This is a genomic window from Synechococcus sp. MU1651 (assembly GCF_023630635.1).
Classification (GTDB): Bacteria; Cyanobacteriota; Cyanobacteriia; order PCC-6307; family Cyanobiaceae; genus Parasynechococcus.
Genome location: NZ_JAKUHJ010000001.1, coordinates 288,590 through 306,016, shown reverse-complemented (window position 1 = coordinate 306,016; position 17,427 = coordinate 288,590). Strand labels below are relative to the sequence as shown.

Annotated in this window: 17 protein-coding genes and 1 tRNA gene; 5 read left to right on the top strand and 13 right to left on the bottom strand. The window is 60.4% G+C overall.

Going from position 1 to position 17,427, the window contains the following annotated elements; translation table 11 throughout:
• Positions 1 to 15 precede the first annotated feature (15 nt).
• Positions 16 to 618 (bottom strand): peroxiredoxin, encoded by a 603-nt coding sequence (locus tag NCN05_RS01855; RefSeq protein WP_114989138.1) that lies wholly within the window; start codon positions 616 to 618, stop codon positions 16 to 18.
• A 121-nt stretch (positions 619 to 739) separates the two neighbouring features.
• Here NCN05_RS01855 and NCN05_RS01850 point away from each other — a divergent pair, with 121 nt between their 5' ends.
• Positions 740 to 1,048 carry a hypothetical protein gene (locus NCN05_RS01850; protein WP_250396750.1) on the top strand — a complete coding sequence of 103 codons (309 nt, stop codon included), beginning with the start codon at positions 740 to 742 and terminating at the stop codon, positions 1,046 to 1,048.
• Between the two features lie 47 nt (positions 1,049 to 1,095).
• Positions 1,096 to 1,169, top strand: a tRNA-Met gene (locus NCN05_RS01845).
• Between the two features lie 62 nt (positions 1,170 to 1,231).
• Here the strand turns inward: NCN05_RS01845 and NCN05_RS01840 are convergent.
• The 6 genes from NCN05_RS01840 to NCN05_RS01815 form a co-directional block, all read right to left on the bottom strand.
• Positions 1,232 to 1,942, bottom strand: coding sequence for a M23 family metallopeptidase (locus NCN05_RS01840; protein WP_350223277.1), 711 nt, complete (start codon positions 1,940 to 1,942; stop codon positions 1,232 to 1,234).
• A 411-nt stretch (positions 1,943 to 2,353) separates the two neighbouring features.
• A complete protein-coding gene (locus NCN05_RS01835; RefSeq protein ID WP_250396748.1) occupies positions 2,354 to 2,845 on the bottom strand; it encodes a tRNA (cytidine(34)-2'-O)-methyltransferase in 492 nt (163 codons plus the stop codon).
• Positions 2,842 to 3,426, bottom strand: a complete 585-nt coding sequence (cobU, locus tag NCN05_RS01830; RefSeq protein ID WP_250396747.1) for a bifunctional adenosylcobinamide kinase/adenosylcobinamide-phosphate guanylyltransferase — start codon at positions 3,424 to 3,426, stop codon at positions 2,842 to 2,844. The genes NCN05_RS01835 and cobU overlap by 4 nt, the downstream gene beginning before the upstream one ends.
• The gene (pxcA, locus tag NCN05_RS01825) at positions 3,413 to 4,561 is read right to left on the bottom strand and encodes a proton extrusion protein PcxA (RefSeq protein WP_250396746.1); all 1,149 of its coding nucleotides are present in this window, start codon (positions 4,559 to 4,561) and stop codon (positions 3,413 to 3,415) included. Before pxcA ends, cobU begins: the two co-directional genes overlap by 14 nt.
• A 27-nt stretch (positions 4,562 to 4,588) precedes the next feature.
• Positions 4,589 to 5,260 carry a photosystem II repair protein Psb32 gene (psb32, locus tag NCN05_RS01820; protein ID WP_250396745.1) on the bottom strand — a complete coding sequence of 224 codons (672 nt, stop codon included), beginning with the start codon at positions 5,258 to 5,260 and terminating at the stop codon, positions 4,589 to 4,591.
• A gap of 33 nt (positions 5,261 to 5,293) precedes the next feature.
• Complete coding sequence (locus tag NCN05_RS01815) at positions 5,294 to 5,701, bottom strand: tellurite resistance TerB family protein (RefSeq protein WP_115162037.1); 408 nt, start codon at positions 5,699 to 5,701, stop codon at positions 5,294 to 5,296.
• Positions 5,702 to 5,763: 62 nt separating this feature from the next.
• On the opposite strand from NCN05_RS01815, the gene NCN05_RS01810 reads away from it, so the two are divergent.
• A complete protein-coding gene (locus NCN05_RS01810) occupies positions 5,764 to 6,414 on the top strand; it encodes a cofactor assembly of complex C subunit B (protein WP_250396744.1) in 651 nt (216 codons plus the stop codon).
• Here NCN05_RS01810 and lptC read toward each other — a convergent pair.
• Positions 6,359 to 7,525 (bottom strand): LPS export ABC transporter periplasmic protein LptC, encoded by a 1,167-nt coding sequence (gene lptC / locus NCN05_RS01805; protein WP_250396743.1) that lies wholly within the window; start codon positions 7,523 to 7,525, stop codon positions 6,359 to 6,361. The genes NCN05_RS01810 and lptC overlap by 56 nt on opposite strands.
• Positions 7,512 to 9,056: a methionine--tRNA ligase gene (gene metG / locus NCN05_RS01800; RefSeq protein ID WP_250396742.1), complete on the bottom strand. Its 1,545-nt coding sequence runs from the start codon at positions 9,054 to 9,056 to the stop codon at positions 7,512 to 7,514. Before metG ends, lptC begins: the two co-directional genes overlap by 14 nt.
• Before the next feature lie 86 nt (positions 9,057 to 9,142).
• On the opposite strand from metG, the gene NCN05_RS01795 reads away from it, so the two are divergent.
• Positions 9,143 to 10,930, top strand: coding sequence for an FAD-dependent oxidoreductase (locus NCN05_RS01795; protein WP_250396741.1), 1,788 nt, complete (start codon positions 9,143 to 9,145; stop codon positions 10,928 to 10,930).
• Here NCN05_RS01795 and NCN05_RS01790 read toward each other — a convergent pair.
• From NCN05_RS01790 to rpmG, 3 genes are read right to left on the bottom strand one after another with little or no spacing between them, the layout of a single operon-like run.
• Positions 10,918 to 12,948 (bottom strand): RNB domain-containing ribonuclease, encoded by a 2,031-nt coding sequence (locus NCN05_RS01790; RefSeq protein WP_250396740.1) that lies wholly within the window; start codon positions 12,946 to 12,948, stop codon positions 10,918 to 10,920. The two genes, NCN05_RS01795 and NCN05_RS01790, sit on opposite strands and share 13 nt — an antisense overlap.
• Before the next feature lie 10 nt (positions 12,949 to 12,958).
• Entirely contained in the window at positions 12,959 to 13,180 is a 222-nt protein-coding gene (gene rpsR, locus NCN05_RS01785; RefSeq protein WP_006041316.1) for a 30S ribosomal protein S18, read from the bottom strand.
• A 38-nt stretch (positions 13,181 to 13,218) separates the two neighbouring features.
• Complete coding sequence (gene rpmG / locus NCN05_RS01780) at positions 13,219 to 13,413, bottom strand: 50S ribosomal protein L33 (protein WP_006851071.1); 195 nt, start codon at positions 13,411 to 13,413, stop codon at positions 13,219 to 13,221.
• Positions 13,414 to 13,540: 127 nt separating this feature from the next.
• Between rpmG and pheT the strand changes: the two genes are divergently transcribed.
• Complete coding sequence (gene pheT / locus NCN05_RS01775) at positions 13,541 to 15,964, top strand: phenylalanine--tRNA ligase subunit beta (protein WP_250396739.1); 2,424 nt, start codon at positions 13,541 to 13,543, stop codon at positions 15,962 to 15,964.
• On the opposite strand, the gene rlmD is transcribed toward pheT, so the two are convergent.
• Positions 15,954 to 17,351: a 23S rRNA (uracil(1939)-C(5))-methyltransferase RlmD gene (gene rlmD, locus NCN05_RS01770; RefSeq protein ID WP_250396738.1), complete on the bottom strand. Its 1,398-nt coding sequence runs from the start codon at positions 17,349 to 17,351 to the stop codon at positions 15,954 to 15,956. The genes pheT and rlmD overlap by 11 nt on opposite strands.
• Between the last annotated feature and the right edge of the window lie 76 nt (positions 17,352 to 17,427).

Below are 17,427 nucleotides of genomic sequence, written 5' to 3'. Positions count from 1 at the left end.
GGGTTGATCGAACGATCAGCCGATGGCGGAGAAGTACTCCTTGGAACCCTTGGGGTCAGGCTTCATGGTCTTTTCGCCAGGAGTCCAGTTGGCAGGGCAAACCTCGTCGGGGTTGGACTGCACGTACTGGAAGGCCTGCAGAACGCGCAGGGTTTCATCAACGTTCCGTCCCACAGGCAGGTTGTTGATGGTGGCGTGCATGATCACACCGTCGGGGTCGATGATGAACAGACCACGCAGGGCAACACCCTCAGCCTCGTCGAGAACGTTGTAGGCCGTGGAGATTTCCTTCTTCAGGTCGGCAACGAGGGGATAGTTGATATCGCCCAGGCCACCCTGATTGCGAGGGGTCTGGATCCAGGCCAGGTGGCTGAACTGGCTGTCCACGGAAACGCCGAGAACCTCGGTGTTCTTGCTGGAGAAATCGGCGTAGCGGTCGCTGAAGGCCGTGATCTCAGTAGGACAAACGAAGGTGAAATCCAGCGGATAGAAGAACAGCACCACGTACTTGCCCCGGTACTGGGACAGGGTGACTTCCTTGAACTCCTGGTCCACCACAGCGGTGGCTGTGAAATCAGGGGCCTGCTGGCCCACACGCAAGCAACCGGTGTCGGTCATGTTCGGGAGGTGAATGAGTGAGCTGAAGGCCGCAAACGACTTAATACGTAGTCGATTCGACTTCCAGTATCAGGATTGAACCTATCACGACCCTAGCCATCCGTCGCCATAAACTCAGGTGATGACTGACCAACTCACGAGCTGGGATCCTGCGCTCCTGCGCAAGTTCAGTTCCACCGGACATTTCCGTCTGTTGAACCAGCTGAAGGGAGATCTGCGTAAGAAACCCCTAGACCGCGATCAGCGCACTGGCCAGCTGAAGAGTCTGGGTGGGAATCGTGGTGCAACCCGACGTTCAACGGCACCGCGGAGCTTCGAGCCGGCCCCTGCTCCAGCTCCAACACCGGTTGTTGAGACGGCACCCCCACTCATCAAGGACGATCAACCGAAATCCTTCCGCGATCGCCTCAATGCCATCGACATGCGCTGAGCCAGAACCCCCGAGATGTATGATGAGTACTGGCCTGAAGGGCCTGCGTCAGAGTAGCTCAGCTGGTTAGAGCACAGGATTCATAACCCTGAGGTCGGGAGTTCAAGTCTCCCCTCTGACATTCATTGGTTCATGCTGTTAATCAGCTCGTTCGAACCCTTGTTGGGTTCGGGCATGCCTGATTCAGGCTTTGCGTGCCGGTAGTTTGACCAGGGGATTGAGAGCAGCGCCACCGGCCCGACGGATTTCAAAGTGGAGGTGAGGTCCGGTGCTTCGTCCGGTGCTTCCCATCAGTGAAATGCGAGACCCACGGGGAACAATCTGCCCTTTTTTGACCAAAAGACGGCTGTTGTGCGCATAACGCGTGAATTCGCCATCACTGTGGGCGATTTCAACCAGATAGCCGTAGGCACCTCTCCAGCCGGAAAATGAAACGATCCCATCACGGGCCGCAACAACGGGCGTGCCAGTGTTGTTGGCGATATCAATGCCTTTGTGCATACGTCCCCAGCGCCACCCATAACCGGAGGTGAAAACCCCCTTGGTGGGCCACTGGTAACCAACAATCGGTGGCTTCAGGCTGTCGGGCTGATCGGCTGGAGGCAACAGCGGGCGATCAGGCCATGCAGCGCCTCCGCTTCTGAGGGGGCGAACAGCCAGGAGCGACTGACCCGAAGAGGCTTCAGCGATCTGCAGTTCCTGGCCAATTGTCAAGGCAGTGAGCTGAAGGCCTGGGTTCCAACTCAACAGCTGCTGTTGCGTCACGCCGTGGCGTTTGAGGAATGAGGCCAGAGAGTCTCCAGTCTTGATTTTGGCCGTCGCGCTAACCGGAGGTGGGGCAATCATCGGAAGCGTCTCACGTTCACTGGAGCGGTTGAGTGACGACAACGTCACGGCAACAACTCGTGCAGAGTCCGGCAGGGAAAGCCAACTCTCTTTTTCAAAAACGTGGGAGCTTGGCACGTTGTTCAACGAGGCCAATACCTCACGATCGAGCTTTAACAGCTCAGCGAAACGACGCAGAGACGTTGCGCGAACAACTTGGAACCAGACCTGACTGCTGGAATCGACTTTGCTGACAACAGCAACGGGATTGTTCGGGGAGAGAGCTGGCAGAGGGGGCAGCTCGGCAAGATCAAAAGTTGCGTTATCCGCAATTCCGGGCAGAGAACTCCACAGACCCAGGGACAGAACAGGGGTTACAGCAGCTGCCAGAGCAAGCGTTGCGCGCATGAAACCACTGAGACGCGTTGAAGGTAACGAGCCGAACATCCCCGCGCAAGGGGGTTTGGAGCAGTGGTGGGATCACCACAACAGCAACTGTTGTCCAGCCACGTAGGTGACCAGGGCGCAGGCCACGGAAAGATTCAGGCTGCGAACACCTCCCTGGCCTGCATCATCAGCAGCTCCAGGCATGGGGATCGTGAGGATGCTGTCGCAGGCTTCGCGAACCGGTTCCGGTAGCCCCGTATCTTCCCGTCCGAAGAGCAGAACATCTCCCCGTTGAAACGTGAACGAGGAGAGCGATGAACCACCACGACGACTGCAGCCGATCAACCTCTGCTCAGGACGAAGCTCAGCTTGGAACTCGGCAAAGTTCGAAGCGATGGAAAGCTGAACGTGGGGCCAGTAATCAAGTCCGGCACGACGAACGCTCCGATCATCCACCTTGAAGCCGAGGGGTTCAATCAGGGTCAACGGCACCCTGAAGGCCGCCGAGGTACGGGCGATGTTGCCGGTGTTCGGAGGGATCTGAGGTTCGAACAGGGCAATCCGCAGGGGGGCGATCTCAGTCATGGCACCACCTGGCCAAGGGCATGAAGATCAAGTGCACGACCCTGGAGAACGAGCCAGGCAGCGTCAGCAACGGGGTCAAGTGCCTGCGCGAGGGTTCCGAGACGATCACGGAACAAGCCTCCGATGCGTGTTGGGGGAACGACGCCCCAGCCTGTCTCTTCGATCACCAGAACAAACGTGCAGTGCGATGCCCTGATCGAGGCGATCAGCTGTTCACAGAGGTGATCCCACTCCTGGGCAGTGAGGTCCAGGTGGTGGGCAACAAAGCCACCGAGGGCATCAATCAGAACAGATTGCCCAGGAGGCAGGCCGTTGATCACGCTTACCAGCTCTGCCCCACATTCAGAAACGCTCCAATGGTCGGGCCGACGCAGCCGGTGGGCCTCCAAACGCTTTTGCCAATCACGGTCATCCGGCCGGGCGGCCGCCGTGGCGATGTAGGTGACAACGGGGTGGTGTTTCAACAGGTGCTCAGCCCAGCGGCTCTTGCCACTGCGGGTTGGCCCACTCACCAGGATCAGCCGGCTGGTCGGGCCGGCAACGGGGGGCTCCACCGAGGAGGAGGGGTCAACCACTGCCATTCATTCCCTTCAGCGTCGCGACGGAAGACGGAGACACACGGTTGAGGTACCTGAAAATCCAATACTTGAAGATCGTCGCCAACACCACCGGGAATGTCGCGATGAAGAGGTTGACGAAACTTTGGCTGGAGGGAAGACCGAAATGCTCGGCAATCCCTTCCAGCAAGACCTGCCAACCTTCCGGGCTGTGGTAACCAACGAAGATATCGGTGAACAGGATGATGGCGAAGGCCTTGGCGGAATCACTCAACCCATAAACCGCCTCATCAACAAATCCACGCAGAACACGCAGTTCATCACGGCTCAGAAAACACACCACGGCGAAAGCGATCAGGCCCGCCAGATCCGCAAACACATTCTTGATCGCCTTGAGACTTTCCTCATCAGCATCGTGCTTGAGCTCAGTCGCCTTTTCGGTGAGCTTGTCGCGCAGCGCACCATCATCAAGGGGCTGCACGCCCTTGAGGAAGGCATCGAATTCCAGTTCTTGCTTGTAAAGCCGAAGTTTTTCAGCCGCCTTCTCTTCCAGCTGAGGCTTCGGGTAGCTCAGGAAAGGGAGTTCGGGGGAAAACTGATTCACCGCAGGCGAGATCAGATAGGTGCCAGCAATCTGCTGAGCAAGAAGGGGAACCAGAACGAGCAGAAGCAGAACCCTCAGGGAAATCAGCGTGCTGTCCCGCCGACGTCGATACCCCGCCACGACGCTGTCTTCCGTTGAGGGATCCAACTGGAGGCGAATGCTGTCGAAGACACCCAGAAGCGATCGGGGGAGGGCATCCGGTGAGCGGCTGATCGACGGCGAACTGCTGGATCGTCTCGATCCATAGCGGCTCACGACGGATTCAATCAGTTGAAGTTGTCGCAACTCCTGGGAATCAAGTTGGCCCCGTTGTTTCGAAAGAGTCGCTGCTGAATTGCGGCAGATGGCCAGCGCGGTTTTGAAGCGGCGAAGAATCGTCGCCTGAACAGAGCGCGGCACGGAGAGCTTGAGCTCCGGCCGAATCTGCCGGTCGCCGTAGTACTCCAACTCCAGGCTTTGGATAAGCAGAGCCGCCTCGTAGCCACGCTCAAGATCACTGGAGAGCTCGATCGCTTGGCTGTTGCTGAACAGGTTGATCCAGTTACGGCGGCTCATTGCAGTCGGCTCATCGCAGTCGGGTCATCAGCGCGAGAACACCCACCAAGTGGCCATCGGAATGATGGTTCCAAGCACCAAAAGGATGATCACCCACTTGGTGGCATCGCTTTCAGCGGTTTCAGCCTTGGTGGGAATGTTGGTGGGCAGGGTGACCCGTTCGATCTCCTTCGGAGGGCCGGGATCCTCGCCACCCGAGAGAACGGTTGAAAGTCGGGTGAGTCCATCAACGGATGCCTGGCGATAACGATCGCCCTCCCGCAGGGGCACAGTCATCGTTGTACGGGCGGTGCTCTTCAGCAGGCTGGGAGGAAGCTGTGCCTCAAGCTCCTGATTGGCCACCACAGCGGAACGCTTGTTCGAGGCTTCGATCAACATCAGCAGTAAAGGATTGCCGCTGGGTGAGCTCCACGTCTCGAGGAGTTCCTCACCGAAGCTGTTCAAGGTGATGCCGTAATCCAAACGCCGCAGCGTGATCAGGCGAGCATCGACCCGTTGATCTTCAAAGCTGCGTAATTTCGCTTCCAATTCACCACGGCTGGCGCGGCTAAACACATCGGCATCGTCGATCACCAACGCATCCGGCAGGCTTTCACCCAGGGCAGCAGGTGAGATCGCCAGACTGGCTGGGGCCCAGAGGAGAAGACAGACCCCGAAACTGAGCAGGCTGGCCAACAGGCGTCGGGCGGAACGGGGCATCCCTTCAAGCGTCATGACTGCCTCAGTCTGCCGTTAGCTGTCCAGCATGTCGCGGTTCAAAGCTGCAATTGCCTCAACAACCATGCGGGCTTCGTTGTCGGGCAGAGTCATTTGACGGGTGAGCTGGTCGAGGAGATCGGTTTCCTCCGCTGTGATCTTGCGGTCGGCATGCACCAGATGCGCTGCCACAGCCAGGGCGGACTGCTGCTGAATTCGATTGAGCTGAGGCAAGGCGGACGTGATCAAGCCCTGAACGCCCTGCTCCCGCAACAACAACAGCAGGCGGTCAAACAATTCACCCATGGCCGCTTCAGAGCTGTCGCTGTAAAGCGATCGGTTCTCCAGCTGACGGCGCAAGGCATGGGCCTCATCCCGCCCCAGCCTTCCATCACAGGCAACAGCGGCAAGGGCAACAGCAGCAAAAGCCTCGGGAGTCGTCATGGCAGAGACGCACATGTCCGTATTTGAGCAGGATGATTGCGTTCTGACAGCACCCTCTTTTGATGCCAGGTCCCGCCCGAGCTGTTCTGAGCTGTGCGCTTCTATTGCTGGGTCTGACCGTGACCAATGCAGGGGTAGCGCAGACCGTGACACCGGACTTTCAACGGGCCGAAGTTCTGGCGGGGATGGCAACGGTGGGCCTGATGCTGGTGGCTGTGCTGTGGACACGGGCGAACCCCAAGTCAGCAGAGAAAGTTCCGTTGAAGGGGGAACAGGGACTTTTGATGGCGAATCAGTTCAGCGAAAACCAACAACAGGAGCTGGCCTGGGGCAGCCACATGCTGTTGACGGCGACGCCAGCGGCATCCGTGCTCGTGTTCTGGCGCCATCAGGTCGTGCTGCGTCGGGGCCTGATCAGTCAGGAGGCTTTCGAGCCAGGAGCGATCACCCAACGGGCCATGGAGCGTGAGCAAACCATCTCCTTGGTCAACACAACGCTCTTTCCGGGCCGAGCGGAATTCGACGCGATGCTGCCGTCACTTCCCGCCATCGTTGTTTGCCCGATGGGGAAGGAGGGGGCCGTGATCGTGGGGGGATGGTCGCCCCGTTGTTTCACCCGCTCCGATGAGCGATGGATTGAAGGCTGGACCCAGCGGCTCAGAACGACACTTGCGGCCGGCGAGGCTTCTCCTGTGCAGCCGGACTCAGCTTGATCGTCGATTCAACCCTCGCTCCGGCTTGGCCGAAGTGGATCGCACCATCGTCCGAAATCTTGGCCTCCATGCGCGAAGCCCGCGTGATCTGCTCCGGTTCGGTCCGCTGCAGAACCACATCGCCATCAGCGACAACCCGTTCACTCCGCCAGTTCCAAGCGCAGCGTTGGGCCGTCAATGTTTCCAACGTCTGCTCAACGCGACATGAGTTGGAAATGATCACGGTGCCAGTGCGCTGATCAAGCTTGAACCCCCTCCCCTGCACATTGCTGTTTTTCAACTCAGCCTGAATGGGTTGATCGGATTCAAGTTGCTCCGCCGAAAACAGCCAACGCGTCCGGCCGGCAGTGATCCGACCGCGGTCGCTTTCCAGCACCAGCGTGACCGGTTGTTGTAGGTCGATGTAACCCTGGCGGGTGTTGCCATCCAGTCCTGAAGCACTGAGCGTGCGGCCATCGCTGCGGATGGCATGCACCGGACCAGGCGCCTGAAACAAACCACTCTTCAGATTCCAGGTTCCACGTCCACCCCGCACCACTGTGGAAGCAGCATTGGTGCCATCAACACGGTTCAGCTGGGTTGGGCCCTTGAACTCCAGCACCTCGGTGTCCTGCTGGAACACCAGCTCGCGTGAGCGGATTTGCGCCTTGCCATCATTGGCCTTGGGCCGTTGATTGATCACCATTCGCGACTGCGATGGCGTCCAAATCAGATTGTCTCCCTCAATCGTCAGCCCCCGTTGGTTCAACTGCCGCAGCTGCACCGATCCTTCAAGAACGACGAGCTCTCCATCCCGCAACACCGTGGCGAGATCGGCGGTGATCCTGTAGTGCGGTTGATCATTCCGATAGAGAACGCCCTCGGGACGTCGTGCACGGATGGTTCGACTGCTCAGGTCGTAACGCGCCTCGGGGCTGGTGAGATCCCAGCCACGGTTGCCATCGTCGGCCCGCTGGCTCAAATCCAGCGACCGGAAGACAAAGGACGGCGTTGGTTCAAGCGCAATCGGTCGCCGCGTTGTGCAACCGGTGAGCCATGCACTCGCCACAAGGGCTGCTGCCAGACCACAACGTGACAAGCGACCCAGCATGCTTTGTTCAGAGCGGTTCATCCAGTTCCAACCGCTGCATCACCGGTGTTGGCTTCGGCAGCGCGGAACCGCTGCACAGCCTGCCCCAATTCAGCTGTTTCGACCAGTTGTCTGGATCCAAGCGTTCCCCAAGTTGAGACAGGATCCGCTCGCTGAGGTCGGGCAAGAGCGGGGCAAGCAGCAGTCCAACGATGCGGGTGGTTTCCAGCACAGCAAACAAATCCTCGGCAACGCTCTGCTCTTTACCGGGCTCCTTCATGCGACTCCAGGGAGCCGTGTCATTGAGATGACCGTTCGCGGCAATGGCCAACTGAAGGATCGACTCGGACGCGGTCTTGAACGCGAGCTGCGGCATTGCCTCCATCACCGTGCTGACGGTTTCCGCAGCCTTGAGGGCCAGGGGATGGTCAGCACTTGAGGCTGCTCCTGCCGGGGGAACGCCGTCATCGAACCATTTGCGCGCCATCGACGAGGTGCGATTCAGCAGGTTGCCGATGGTGTTGGCCAGATCGTTGTTGACCAGATCAACAAAGCGTTGCTGTTGGAAATCGCCGTCGTCTCCGAATTGGATGTCGCGCAGGAGGTACCAACGAACGGCATCACTGCCGCATCGCTCCAGCAACAGTTCGGGGTCCAGCACATTGCCGAGGGATTTGCCCATCTTCTGGCCCTCACGGGTGAGGAAGCCATGGCCGAAAACCTTTTGCGGCACCGGCAGTCCTGCAGACATGCACATGGCAGGCCAGAACACAGCGTGGAAGCGAAGGATGTCCTTGCCGATCACGTGCACGGAGGCGGGCCAACCGCAGGAGGCGAGCCGATCGAGCGATACCGCTTCTCCATCATCAAGAAGCGCTGTGAGATAACCCAGCAGGGCATCAAACCAGACGTAGAAGGTGTGGCCTGGATGGTCGGGGACCGGAAGTCCCCAGGACACATTTACCCGCGAAATGGAGAAGTCGCGCAGACCTTGAGCGACGAAGTTGCGCACTTCCTGTCGTCGGCTGGCAGGGGCGATGAAGTCATCGCGCGCCACCAACTCCTCAATGGCGGATTGATAGCGGGAGAGCCGAAAGAACAGGTTCTCCTCATCGCGCCACTCGAGAGGCTTGCGGTGGATCGAACAGGAGGGCGACTCCGCTTCGGCCGGATCATCCTTGTATTCCTCGCAATCGACGCAGTACCAGCCGGTCTGCTTGCCGACAACGATGTCGCCGGATGCCTTGACCCGTTCGTAGAACTGTTCCACCAATTCCAGGTGGCGCGGGTTGGTGGTGCGCACAAAGCGATCGTCAGAAATCCCCCACTGATTCCAGAGATCGCGGTAGCGGCTGCTGACCTTGTCGCAGTGGTCCTGGGGGCTCAGCTGCTGACGTTCTGCCGTGCGCTGAATCTTCTGGCCGTGCTCATCAACACCGGTCACGAAGGTCACCTTCTCCAGCTGCAGCCGCTCAAAGCGAGCCAAGGCATCACAGGCCAGGGTCGTGTAAGTGCTGCCCAGATGGGGACGATCGTTGACGTAATAGAGCGGAGTCGTAAGGGTGTAAGGCATCAGAAAAGTTCGAACTCCGCTGCACCGCAGCAACGACAAACTCTAACGAGCATGCCCATCTCGCTCCACGCCAAACAGCCCTCCTCATGACGCACCGCGACGTGGTGGTCTGGGGTGGTGGCTGCGGCGGCGTTGCTGCTGCGCTGCAGAGCGCAAGATCAGGAGCAGACACGACACTGTTCACCCCTGGCCCCTGGCTGGGGGGCATGGTGAGTTCAGCAGGAGTCTGTGCCCCGGATGGCCATGAACTGACCTGTTGGCAAACCGGGATCTGGGGCGCCTTTCTGCGGCAGTTGGAGTTGGAGGAGCCGAGCGGGCTCGACCACAACTGGGTGAGTTGTTTCGGATACAGGCCGCAAACAGCCGAACGGATCCTGCAACGCTGGGTGGCGGCTGAGCCCAGGCTGGAGTGGCGTCCCCACTGCAGGCTGGAACAGGTTCACGGCCAGCAGGGTCGCCTCCAGTCTGTGGAGATTCACAGCGCCAAGGGCGTCGAAAGCTTTTCCGCCGACGTGTTTGTGGATGGCAGCGATCTGGGTGATCTGCTTGCCCTGTCGTCCGCCCCCTTCCGCTGGGGGTGGGAAGCCAAGGAGATCTGGGATGAACCCAGCGCCCCCGAGCAATCCCGGCTTGAGAGCGAAGCATTTTTTCAAGAGCAACCGATTCAGTCACCCACCTGGGTGGTGATGGGCCAATTGCATGGGGAACTCGCTCCGCGCCATGCCGCAGCGATCCCGCGGATTCCTTTCGATCGGAGCACCGCCAGCTTCGGCCTCGAGAAAACCATCACCTATGGCCGTCTGCCCAGCGGCCTGGTCATGCTCAATTGGCCCCTGGATGGCAACGACTGGCACCACAGCCTCGATCGAGCCCTCAGTGCTGATGGCGAGGTTCGTGCGGAGCTGGCCCAGGAGATGCAACGGCACAGCAAGGATTTCCTGGCGGCCCTGGAAGAATGCAGTGGTGGTTGGATCTCTGCCGGCAACGCCTTCCCTGGAGCCGATCCCAGCCTGGCGTTGATGCCGTACTGGCGAGAAAGCCGGCGGCTGATGGGTCGCACAACGGTCACGGAACGCGACCTCTTGCCGATCTCCACAGGAGCCCGACGGGGACCGCTCCCCATCGATGCCAAGGGTCGCTGCACCAGCATCGCTGTGGGCACCTATGCCAATGACCATCACTATCCGGGCGAGGACTGGCCTCTCGCGCCGAAAAGTGTGCGCTGGGGAGGACGTTGGAGCGGTACGCCTTTCTGCATCCCTTTCGATGCCCTGATCACAGACTCAATCCCCAACCTTGTGATGGCAGAGAAAGGCTTCAGCGTCAGCCACATGGCCAATGGGGCCACGCGCCTGCAGCCTTTGATCCTCAACCTTGGCCAGGTGGCGGGTCTAGCGGCGGCCATGGCGGTTCGCCAGGGGTGTGACCTTGCTGATCTGCAAGTTGAGGCCATCCAGTCAGCCCTGATCCATGAGCCGCAGGCCCCTGCAGCAGTCCTCCCGATCTGGGACTGGCCGTTCTGGCATCCGCACTGGGTTAAGGCACAGGAGCAGGGCTTGGCTCGACCTGAACACCTGAATACGAATGGCTGCCTTTCAGGCCCAAGGGCCAGCATGCTGCTTCCCCCTGGCGTGAACCAGGCGCCAAATCAGCCTCATGAGGTTGGCCTCAGTGGCGTGCTCACCGGCAACCTCCATGAGGGCTACCAATTGGAAACCGCTGAGAGGATCTGGCCTCTGATAACCCTTGAACCGGCAATCCATCGCTGGCTATCCGACGAGGATCATTCGGGCCGAACCCTGAACCTCCGCGGTATTAAGAATCCCTGGGGGCCCTGGGTGCGGATCACCGGGGTTCTGGATCAAGCCAACTGAAGCTGCAGCTCACCGCGTACCGGGTCAGCCCGCCCCACCCTGAGTTCAAGAGCATCACCAGGAGCAGGGTCTGCTGCAGACACACAACCGACCAGATCCATAGCCAGGTCGCTCACATGAACCAGGGCCAAGCGATCCTGCGGGCGCAGCCAGCGCAGGAACACGGCCGACCAAACGGTGTTCTGATGCTCGGCGAACCACACCTGCTGCCAGTGGCGCTGATCCTCACGGCTGATCTGAATGGATTGGCGCAATGGATCATCGAGGTCATCGATCACTTCCCGCAGACGCTCTTCATCCATCGGTGCAAGCGCCGAGAGCTGGGCAATGATCTGCCGGTGGGCGACGAGATCGGCGTAGCGTCGGATGGGTGACGTTGCCTGCACATAGGCCTCAAGCCCGAGGCTGAAATGGGGCATGGCTCGCGTGCCTTGCACGCCTCGGCTCAAGCAGCGCTTGATCGCCGCATCACGGGCTGGTCCCTCGGGGATTAGATCGAGTTCATCGCTGCAGGGCAGCTCCGCCGCAGGCTGACTGCGGAAGGGCAACGGCAGGCTGTGCTCTTGCCCAAAGCCGGCCACAACAGCTCCCATCAGCAGCATCGCTTCACTCACCATCAGGCGGGAGGGTGAAGGGTCAATCACCTGCAGCGTCAAGGCTCCATCGCTGCGGCGGAAGCGTCCTTCAGGCCGGTCAAACATCACGGCTCCTTTGGAACGGCGCCAGCGCATGCGCAACATCAGGAGTCCCGAGAGATCCGAGAGGGCTTCATCCCCTGGGGGTGCCAACTCGATCAGCTCATCACCATCGGTGTAGGTGAGGCCATAGCGGGGTCGGATCCAGCTGCGCGCAATCCGTTGCTCCGCCACAGCACCATCCTCATCGAGGCGAACGGCCACACTGAGGGCTGCGCAGCGCTGTCCAGCCCGAAGACTGAGGGGACCGGCCGCCAGCTCCAGAGGCAGCATGGGCATCACACCCTCCGCCAGATACAAACTGGTGGCTCGACGTCTGGCTTCCTGATCAAGGGGGGAGTCAATGTCGATCAGACGGCTGGGATCAGCGATGTGGATCCAGATCCAATAGACGCCATCTCGACGCTCCAGCGAGAGCGCGTCATCAATTTCTCGAGTGCCCGCATCGTCCAGGCTGTAGGTGGCCAGGTGAGTGAGGTCGATGCGTTGCTCATCCCCAGGTCGCTCTTCATTCGAAAGAGCAACAAGACGATTCGCTTCCTCCACCAGATCAGAGGGAAAACAGCGGGACCAGACGCTGCCCCTCAGGCCAATGGGCTCATTGGGATCGAGCAACCCACGCACGATCAACCACTGCCGAAGATCGGCGGCATCTGATCCAATCGCCAACGCTGCCGACCACTGCTGGAGATCCAGGTCGGAACCCACCGCAGCGGGATTGTCTTTCAGCAACTGAATCCAGTGGCTGAAGCGCTCGTCCCAAACCGGGTCCAGCTCCAGGCGTTCATCGTCGCTGAGGCCTCGCTCTGCCCGCAGCAATGCGAGCTGCCGTTGTTCATGTTGTTGCGCCTGCCGCTCAGCTCGGCGTTGGCGCCGCAGGCTGGCCCTCTCTTCGCGGGAGAGTGGCTGGATCAAACGGTCACGACGCCAACGGAACAACTGTTGGTTTCCATGCAGCCAGGCCCACAGCGCTGCCAGACCAGCGAGGTTGAGCGGGGTCAACACCAACTCGCCCAGCTCGCAGAGGCTCAGCCGAGCCAATCCCCCCGGTTGATCCGTTTCCAACAGCTGCCAGACCTCCACAACGGCCCGCGCTGATGGAGCGCTTTCCTGCACCTGCTCAGGGGCAGGTAGTTCACTGCCATTGAACAGATGCTCGGGATCGATGGCAATCAGATCGCGCAGGGGCAGGCCCTGGTCACGACGTTGACCACCAAAAGAAAGAACCGCCTTGCTGCCCTTGATGGACAGAAGACGGCCGAAGAGAGGAGAACCCTTGAGAACAACCGCGACGGTGTCTCCGGGTTGGATTGAATTGTTCAACGCCCGAGGATCAACCTTCGGGGTTCACAAACGGCAGAAGGGCAACGATGCGGGCACGCTTGACGGCGTTGGTGAGATCGCGCTGCTGCTTGGCGGTGAGGCCGGTGAGGCGACGGGGAAGAATCTTGCCGCGTTCGGTGATGAACTTCTTGAGAAGATCCACATCCTTGTAATCGATGGGATCACCGGGCTTGATCGGCGAAAGACGCTTCTTGAAGAAGGAGCTGGACATGACTCAGGAACGGATGGAGGAAAGACGGACCTGCAAGGTCACTTGATCTCCTTATGGAGCGTGGACTTGTTGCAGTGGGGACAGAACTTTTTGATCTCCAGCCGTTCGGTGGTGTTCCGGCGGTTCTTTTCCGTCGTGTAGCGAGACACGCCGGGTGAACGCTTGGCGGGATTGGACCGGCATTCGGTGCACTCGAGAGTGATCACGATCCGGACGCCCTTGTTCTTGGCCATAAAGGACGTTGCGCCGCAGGTGCGAAGCGAATTGACAAACATCGAGCTTACCCCCTGACCCGACAGGTTCAGAGCAGCTCCCCCAGAGGGGACTTCCTAAGATCGCGCGCTGTGTGGCTTAGATCCGATGCGGGTATCCATCTCCTGGCTGAAGCAGCTGGTCCAGGTGAATGAGTCCGTGGACGATCTCTCCGAGCGCCTCTCGATGGCGGGCTTTGAGGTGGACGACGTTGATGACCTCAGCGCCCGGGCCCAGGGCGTGGTGGTTGGCCATGTGCTGGAACGGGAGAAACACCCCAATGCCGACAAGCTCAGCGTCTGCACGGTGGATGTGGGAGCTCAGGACCCCATCCAGATCGTGTGTGGTGCCAGCAACGTGCGTGCCGGGATCCATGTTCCGGTGGCCATGGTCGGAGCCACCCTCCCCGCCGTTGGCTTGACGATCAAAGCCGGTGAATTGCGGGGTGTGGCCAGCAACGGAATGATCTGCTCCCTGACGGAGCTGGGCCTGACGGAGCAGTCCGACGGCATCGCCATCCTGGATGAGCTTGGGGAGTCGCTACCGGCCAACGGGACGCCCGTGGCGCCCCTGCTGGGACTCGACGACACCGTTCTGGAGCTGGCCATCACCGCCAATCGCCCCGACGGCCTCTCAATGGTGGGTATTGCCCGCGAGGTGGCGGCCCTGACCGGTGGCAGTTTGAGCCTGCCCGAGCTGGATCTGGATCCCAGCACCACTCCGCTGAACGCAGAACTGGATGGCTGCTTTTACTCGATCACCAGGATCGAGGGTGTGGACGGCTCCAAGCCCTCACCCACCTGGTTGCAGCAGCGCCTTGAGCGTGGTGGCGTGAACAGCGTCAATGCGGTGGTTGACGTCACCAACCTGGTGATGCTGGAGCAGGGGCAGCCCCTCCACGCCTTTGATGCCGATGCGCTGGAACAACTGACCGGGCAATCGGTAGACGCCAAGAGTTTTGCCGTCCGTTCCGCTCGCGATGGGGAAATTTTCGTGGGTCTGGATGATCAGAAGCGCACCCTCGACAGCCGTGTTCAGGTCGTCACCTGCCATGACCGGCCTGTCGCCGTCGCTGGTGTGATGGGGAGTCTCGAAAGTGGGGTGACTGCCTGTACCCGGAACATCTGGCTTGAAGCCGCTCTGTTTGCTCCGCCGCGGGTTCGTCAGTCGGCCCGGGCCCTGGGCTTGCGTACGGATGCCAGCAGCCGTTTCGAAAAAGGGTTGCCTGTGGAAATGACCCTGCCCTGTTCGGCTCGTGCTTTGGACTTGTTGAGTCAGGAGTTTTCCTGCTCTGAGAGCGGCCGCTGGGTGGGCGGTAACGGTCCCGCAGAAGCGGAACCGGTGCTGTTGAGGCGCAGTGCCCTGCATCAACTGCTTGGCCCCCTCGATGCTGCTGATGGCCCGGAGGATCTCGATGACCCCAGCATCGAAAACTGCCTGACAGCCCTCGGTTGCCAGCTCTCAGCCCATGAGCAGGGATGGCAGGTGATTGCACCGCCCTCAAGACGGCAAGACCTTCAGCGTGAAGTTGATCTGATCGAGGAGGTGGCGCGTCTTGTGGGCTTCGATCGGTTTGAGGCTCACCTGCCGGATCCGCTGGAGCCAGGTGCCCTCACCCCGCGCCAGCAGGCGGAACGGCGCCTGCGGCAGCTGTTCTGTTCCACAGGGTTGCAGGAGGTCACCACCCTGTCTCTCGTCCCGGCTTCGGAGCAGGAACAGCGCATCGCCATCAGCAATCCGTTGTTGGCCGACACAAGCCATCTGCGCACGAACCTCTGGGAGGAGCACCTGCAGATCTGTGTTCGCAATCTGAAGGCATCACAGCGCGGTTGCTCTGTTTTCGAGATCGGCAACATCTACAGCGGTTCACCGGAAGCCGTCAGCCAGACCGCCATTCTTGGTGGCGTGATCTGCGGAGATCGACGCCTCTCCACCTGGGCCACCAGCGGCAAGCCGCAGGCGCCCGACTATTTCCAGGCCCGTGGCGTTCTCACCCGGGTGATGGAGGCCTTGCAGCTGGAGCTGTCTGACCGTCGCCTCACGGATGACGCACGACTGCATCCGGGTCGTGCCGCCACCCTGGTGTTGGAAGGGCGCGCCTTGGGTTGTTTCGGTCAGCTTCATCCAGCCATGGCTGAGGAGCTGGATCTCCCAGAAGCCACCTACCTGTTTGAACTGGATCTGACACGACTGGTGGATGCTGCAACCCGCAGCAACCGTTGGACGCCGGCCTTCAAGCCCTACCCAACCGTGCCTTTCAGCGAGCGGGATCTTGCCGTCATCGTCGACCGATCCAGTGCAGCTGCTGATCTGATCCAAGCCATCCGCAAGGCGGGCAAACCCCTTCTGGAGCAGGTGGAACTTGTGGATCGCTTTGAGGGCGAACAGCTGGGCGACAACAAAGTGAGCCAGGCATTCCGTCTGCGCTACCGCGGCAAGAGCGAGACCCTCACCGACGACAAAATTCAGCCTGTTCACGACAAGGTGCGTGCCGCTTTGAGCAAGCAGTTTCAGGCTGAGCTCAGGAGCTGACCCGTTTCAGCAGCGCCAACGATTCGAGGTGCGTTGTCTGGGGGAAGAAGTCCACGGGCTGGAGCATCTCCAGCTCGTAGGGGCCTGATGGAGCGAGCAGTGCTTTGAGATCCCGAGCGTGCGTGGCGGGGTCACAGCTGAGGTAAGCCAGCACGGCAGGTGGCCGCTCAAGGATGCTGTCCACCACGCGTCGATCGAGCCCCCGGCGCGGGGGATCCAACACCAGCGCCTGACAGTCGTCCAGCTGAGCAGCGAGAAGGTCGGCCACATCGCCGGCATCAAAGGCACAGCGGGAGGAAAGGCAGTTGTGCATGGCATTCAGCCGGGCCTGCTCCACCGAGTCGGGGTTGAGTTCCAGACCTTGAACATCAAAACCGGCCTTGGCCAGGGGCAGGGCAATGGTTCCGACGCCGCAATAGGCATCGACCACCCGTGCACCGGCGCACTGAGTCAAAAGCCAGTCTGTGAGGCGCTGAACGATCCGTTCCGCCTGCGGCGTATTCACCTGAACAAAGGTGGTGCTGCTGAGGGCGAGCTTGATTCCGCAGAACTGTTCCTCAATGGTGGGAACACCGGCGAGGCAATGGGTGGTGCGACCGAGCACCAGGTTGTTGGCCTTCGGTTGAAGGTTGAGGCAGACCCCTTTCACCGCGGGCCAACGCTCCACCCAGCTCTGTGCGAGGGCCTCAAGGCCTCGAAGCTGAGCATGGCTGCTGATCAGCGTGATCAAAACGTCTCCGGTGGCGCTGGCCAGACGAAGCCCGAGGTGGCGTAGCCCCTGGGCTTGAAGCAGGTCATGGTCGGCCGGCCACCCCCCTGCATCCAGGTCCTGCTTGAGAGGCTCCACCAACGCGTCCAGGCGTGGATCGAGCACAGGGCAGTGGTTCAGGTTGACGATCTTGTGGGTCTTCGGTCGGAAGTAGCCGGCCTTCAAGCGTCCGTTCTGGTCTCGCTTCAGCGGGATCAAGGCCCTGTTGCGGTAACCGAAGGAGCGTTCCGCATCAACAAGCGTGGGCGCAGGGGCAACGTCAATCCCCCCGATACGCTGCATGGTCTGTTGAAGCTGCTGGGCTTTCCAACGGGTTTGGGCGGGGTCATCCAGGCGTTGCAAGGTGCAACCACCGCAGTCATCGGCAAGGATGCAGGGAGGGCGGCGCCGATCTGCGGAAAACGTGATCTGATCCACCCGACGGCTCAACCAGCGCGACTTCTGGCGTTGCTGCAGCTGGACCGTGGCGCGCTCCCCTGGCAAGAGATCAGGAACGACGATTACCCAGTTGTTCCAACGGGCCAGACCCTTGCCGTCGCGATCCAGGTCAACAGCCTCGAGCTCGATTGTGAGCCCGGGCCGCGGTTCACTGCTGTTCGGGCTGTCGACTTTGGTCATGCACTCGATTCCCTGCCATTGCAATGGCGTAACACCCGGGCGGTGATGGGTCAGGTGAACGGGTCGAGACCACTAA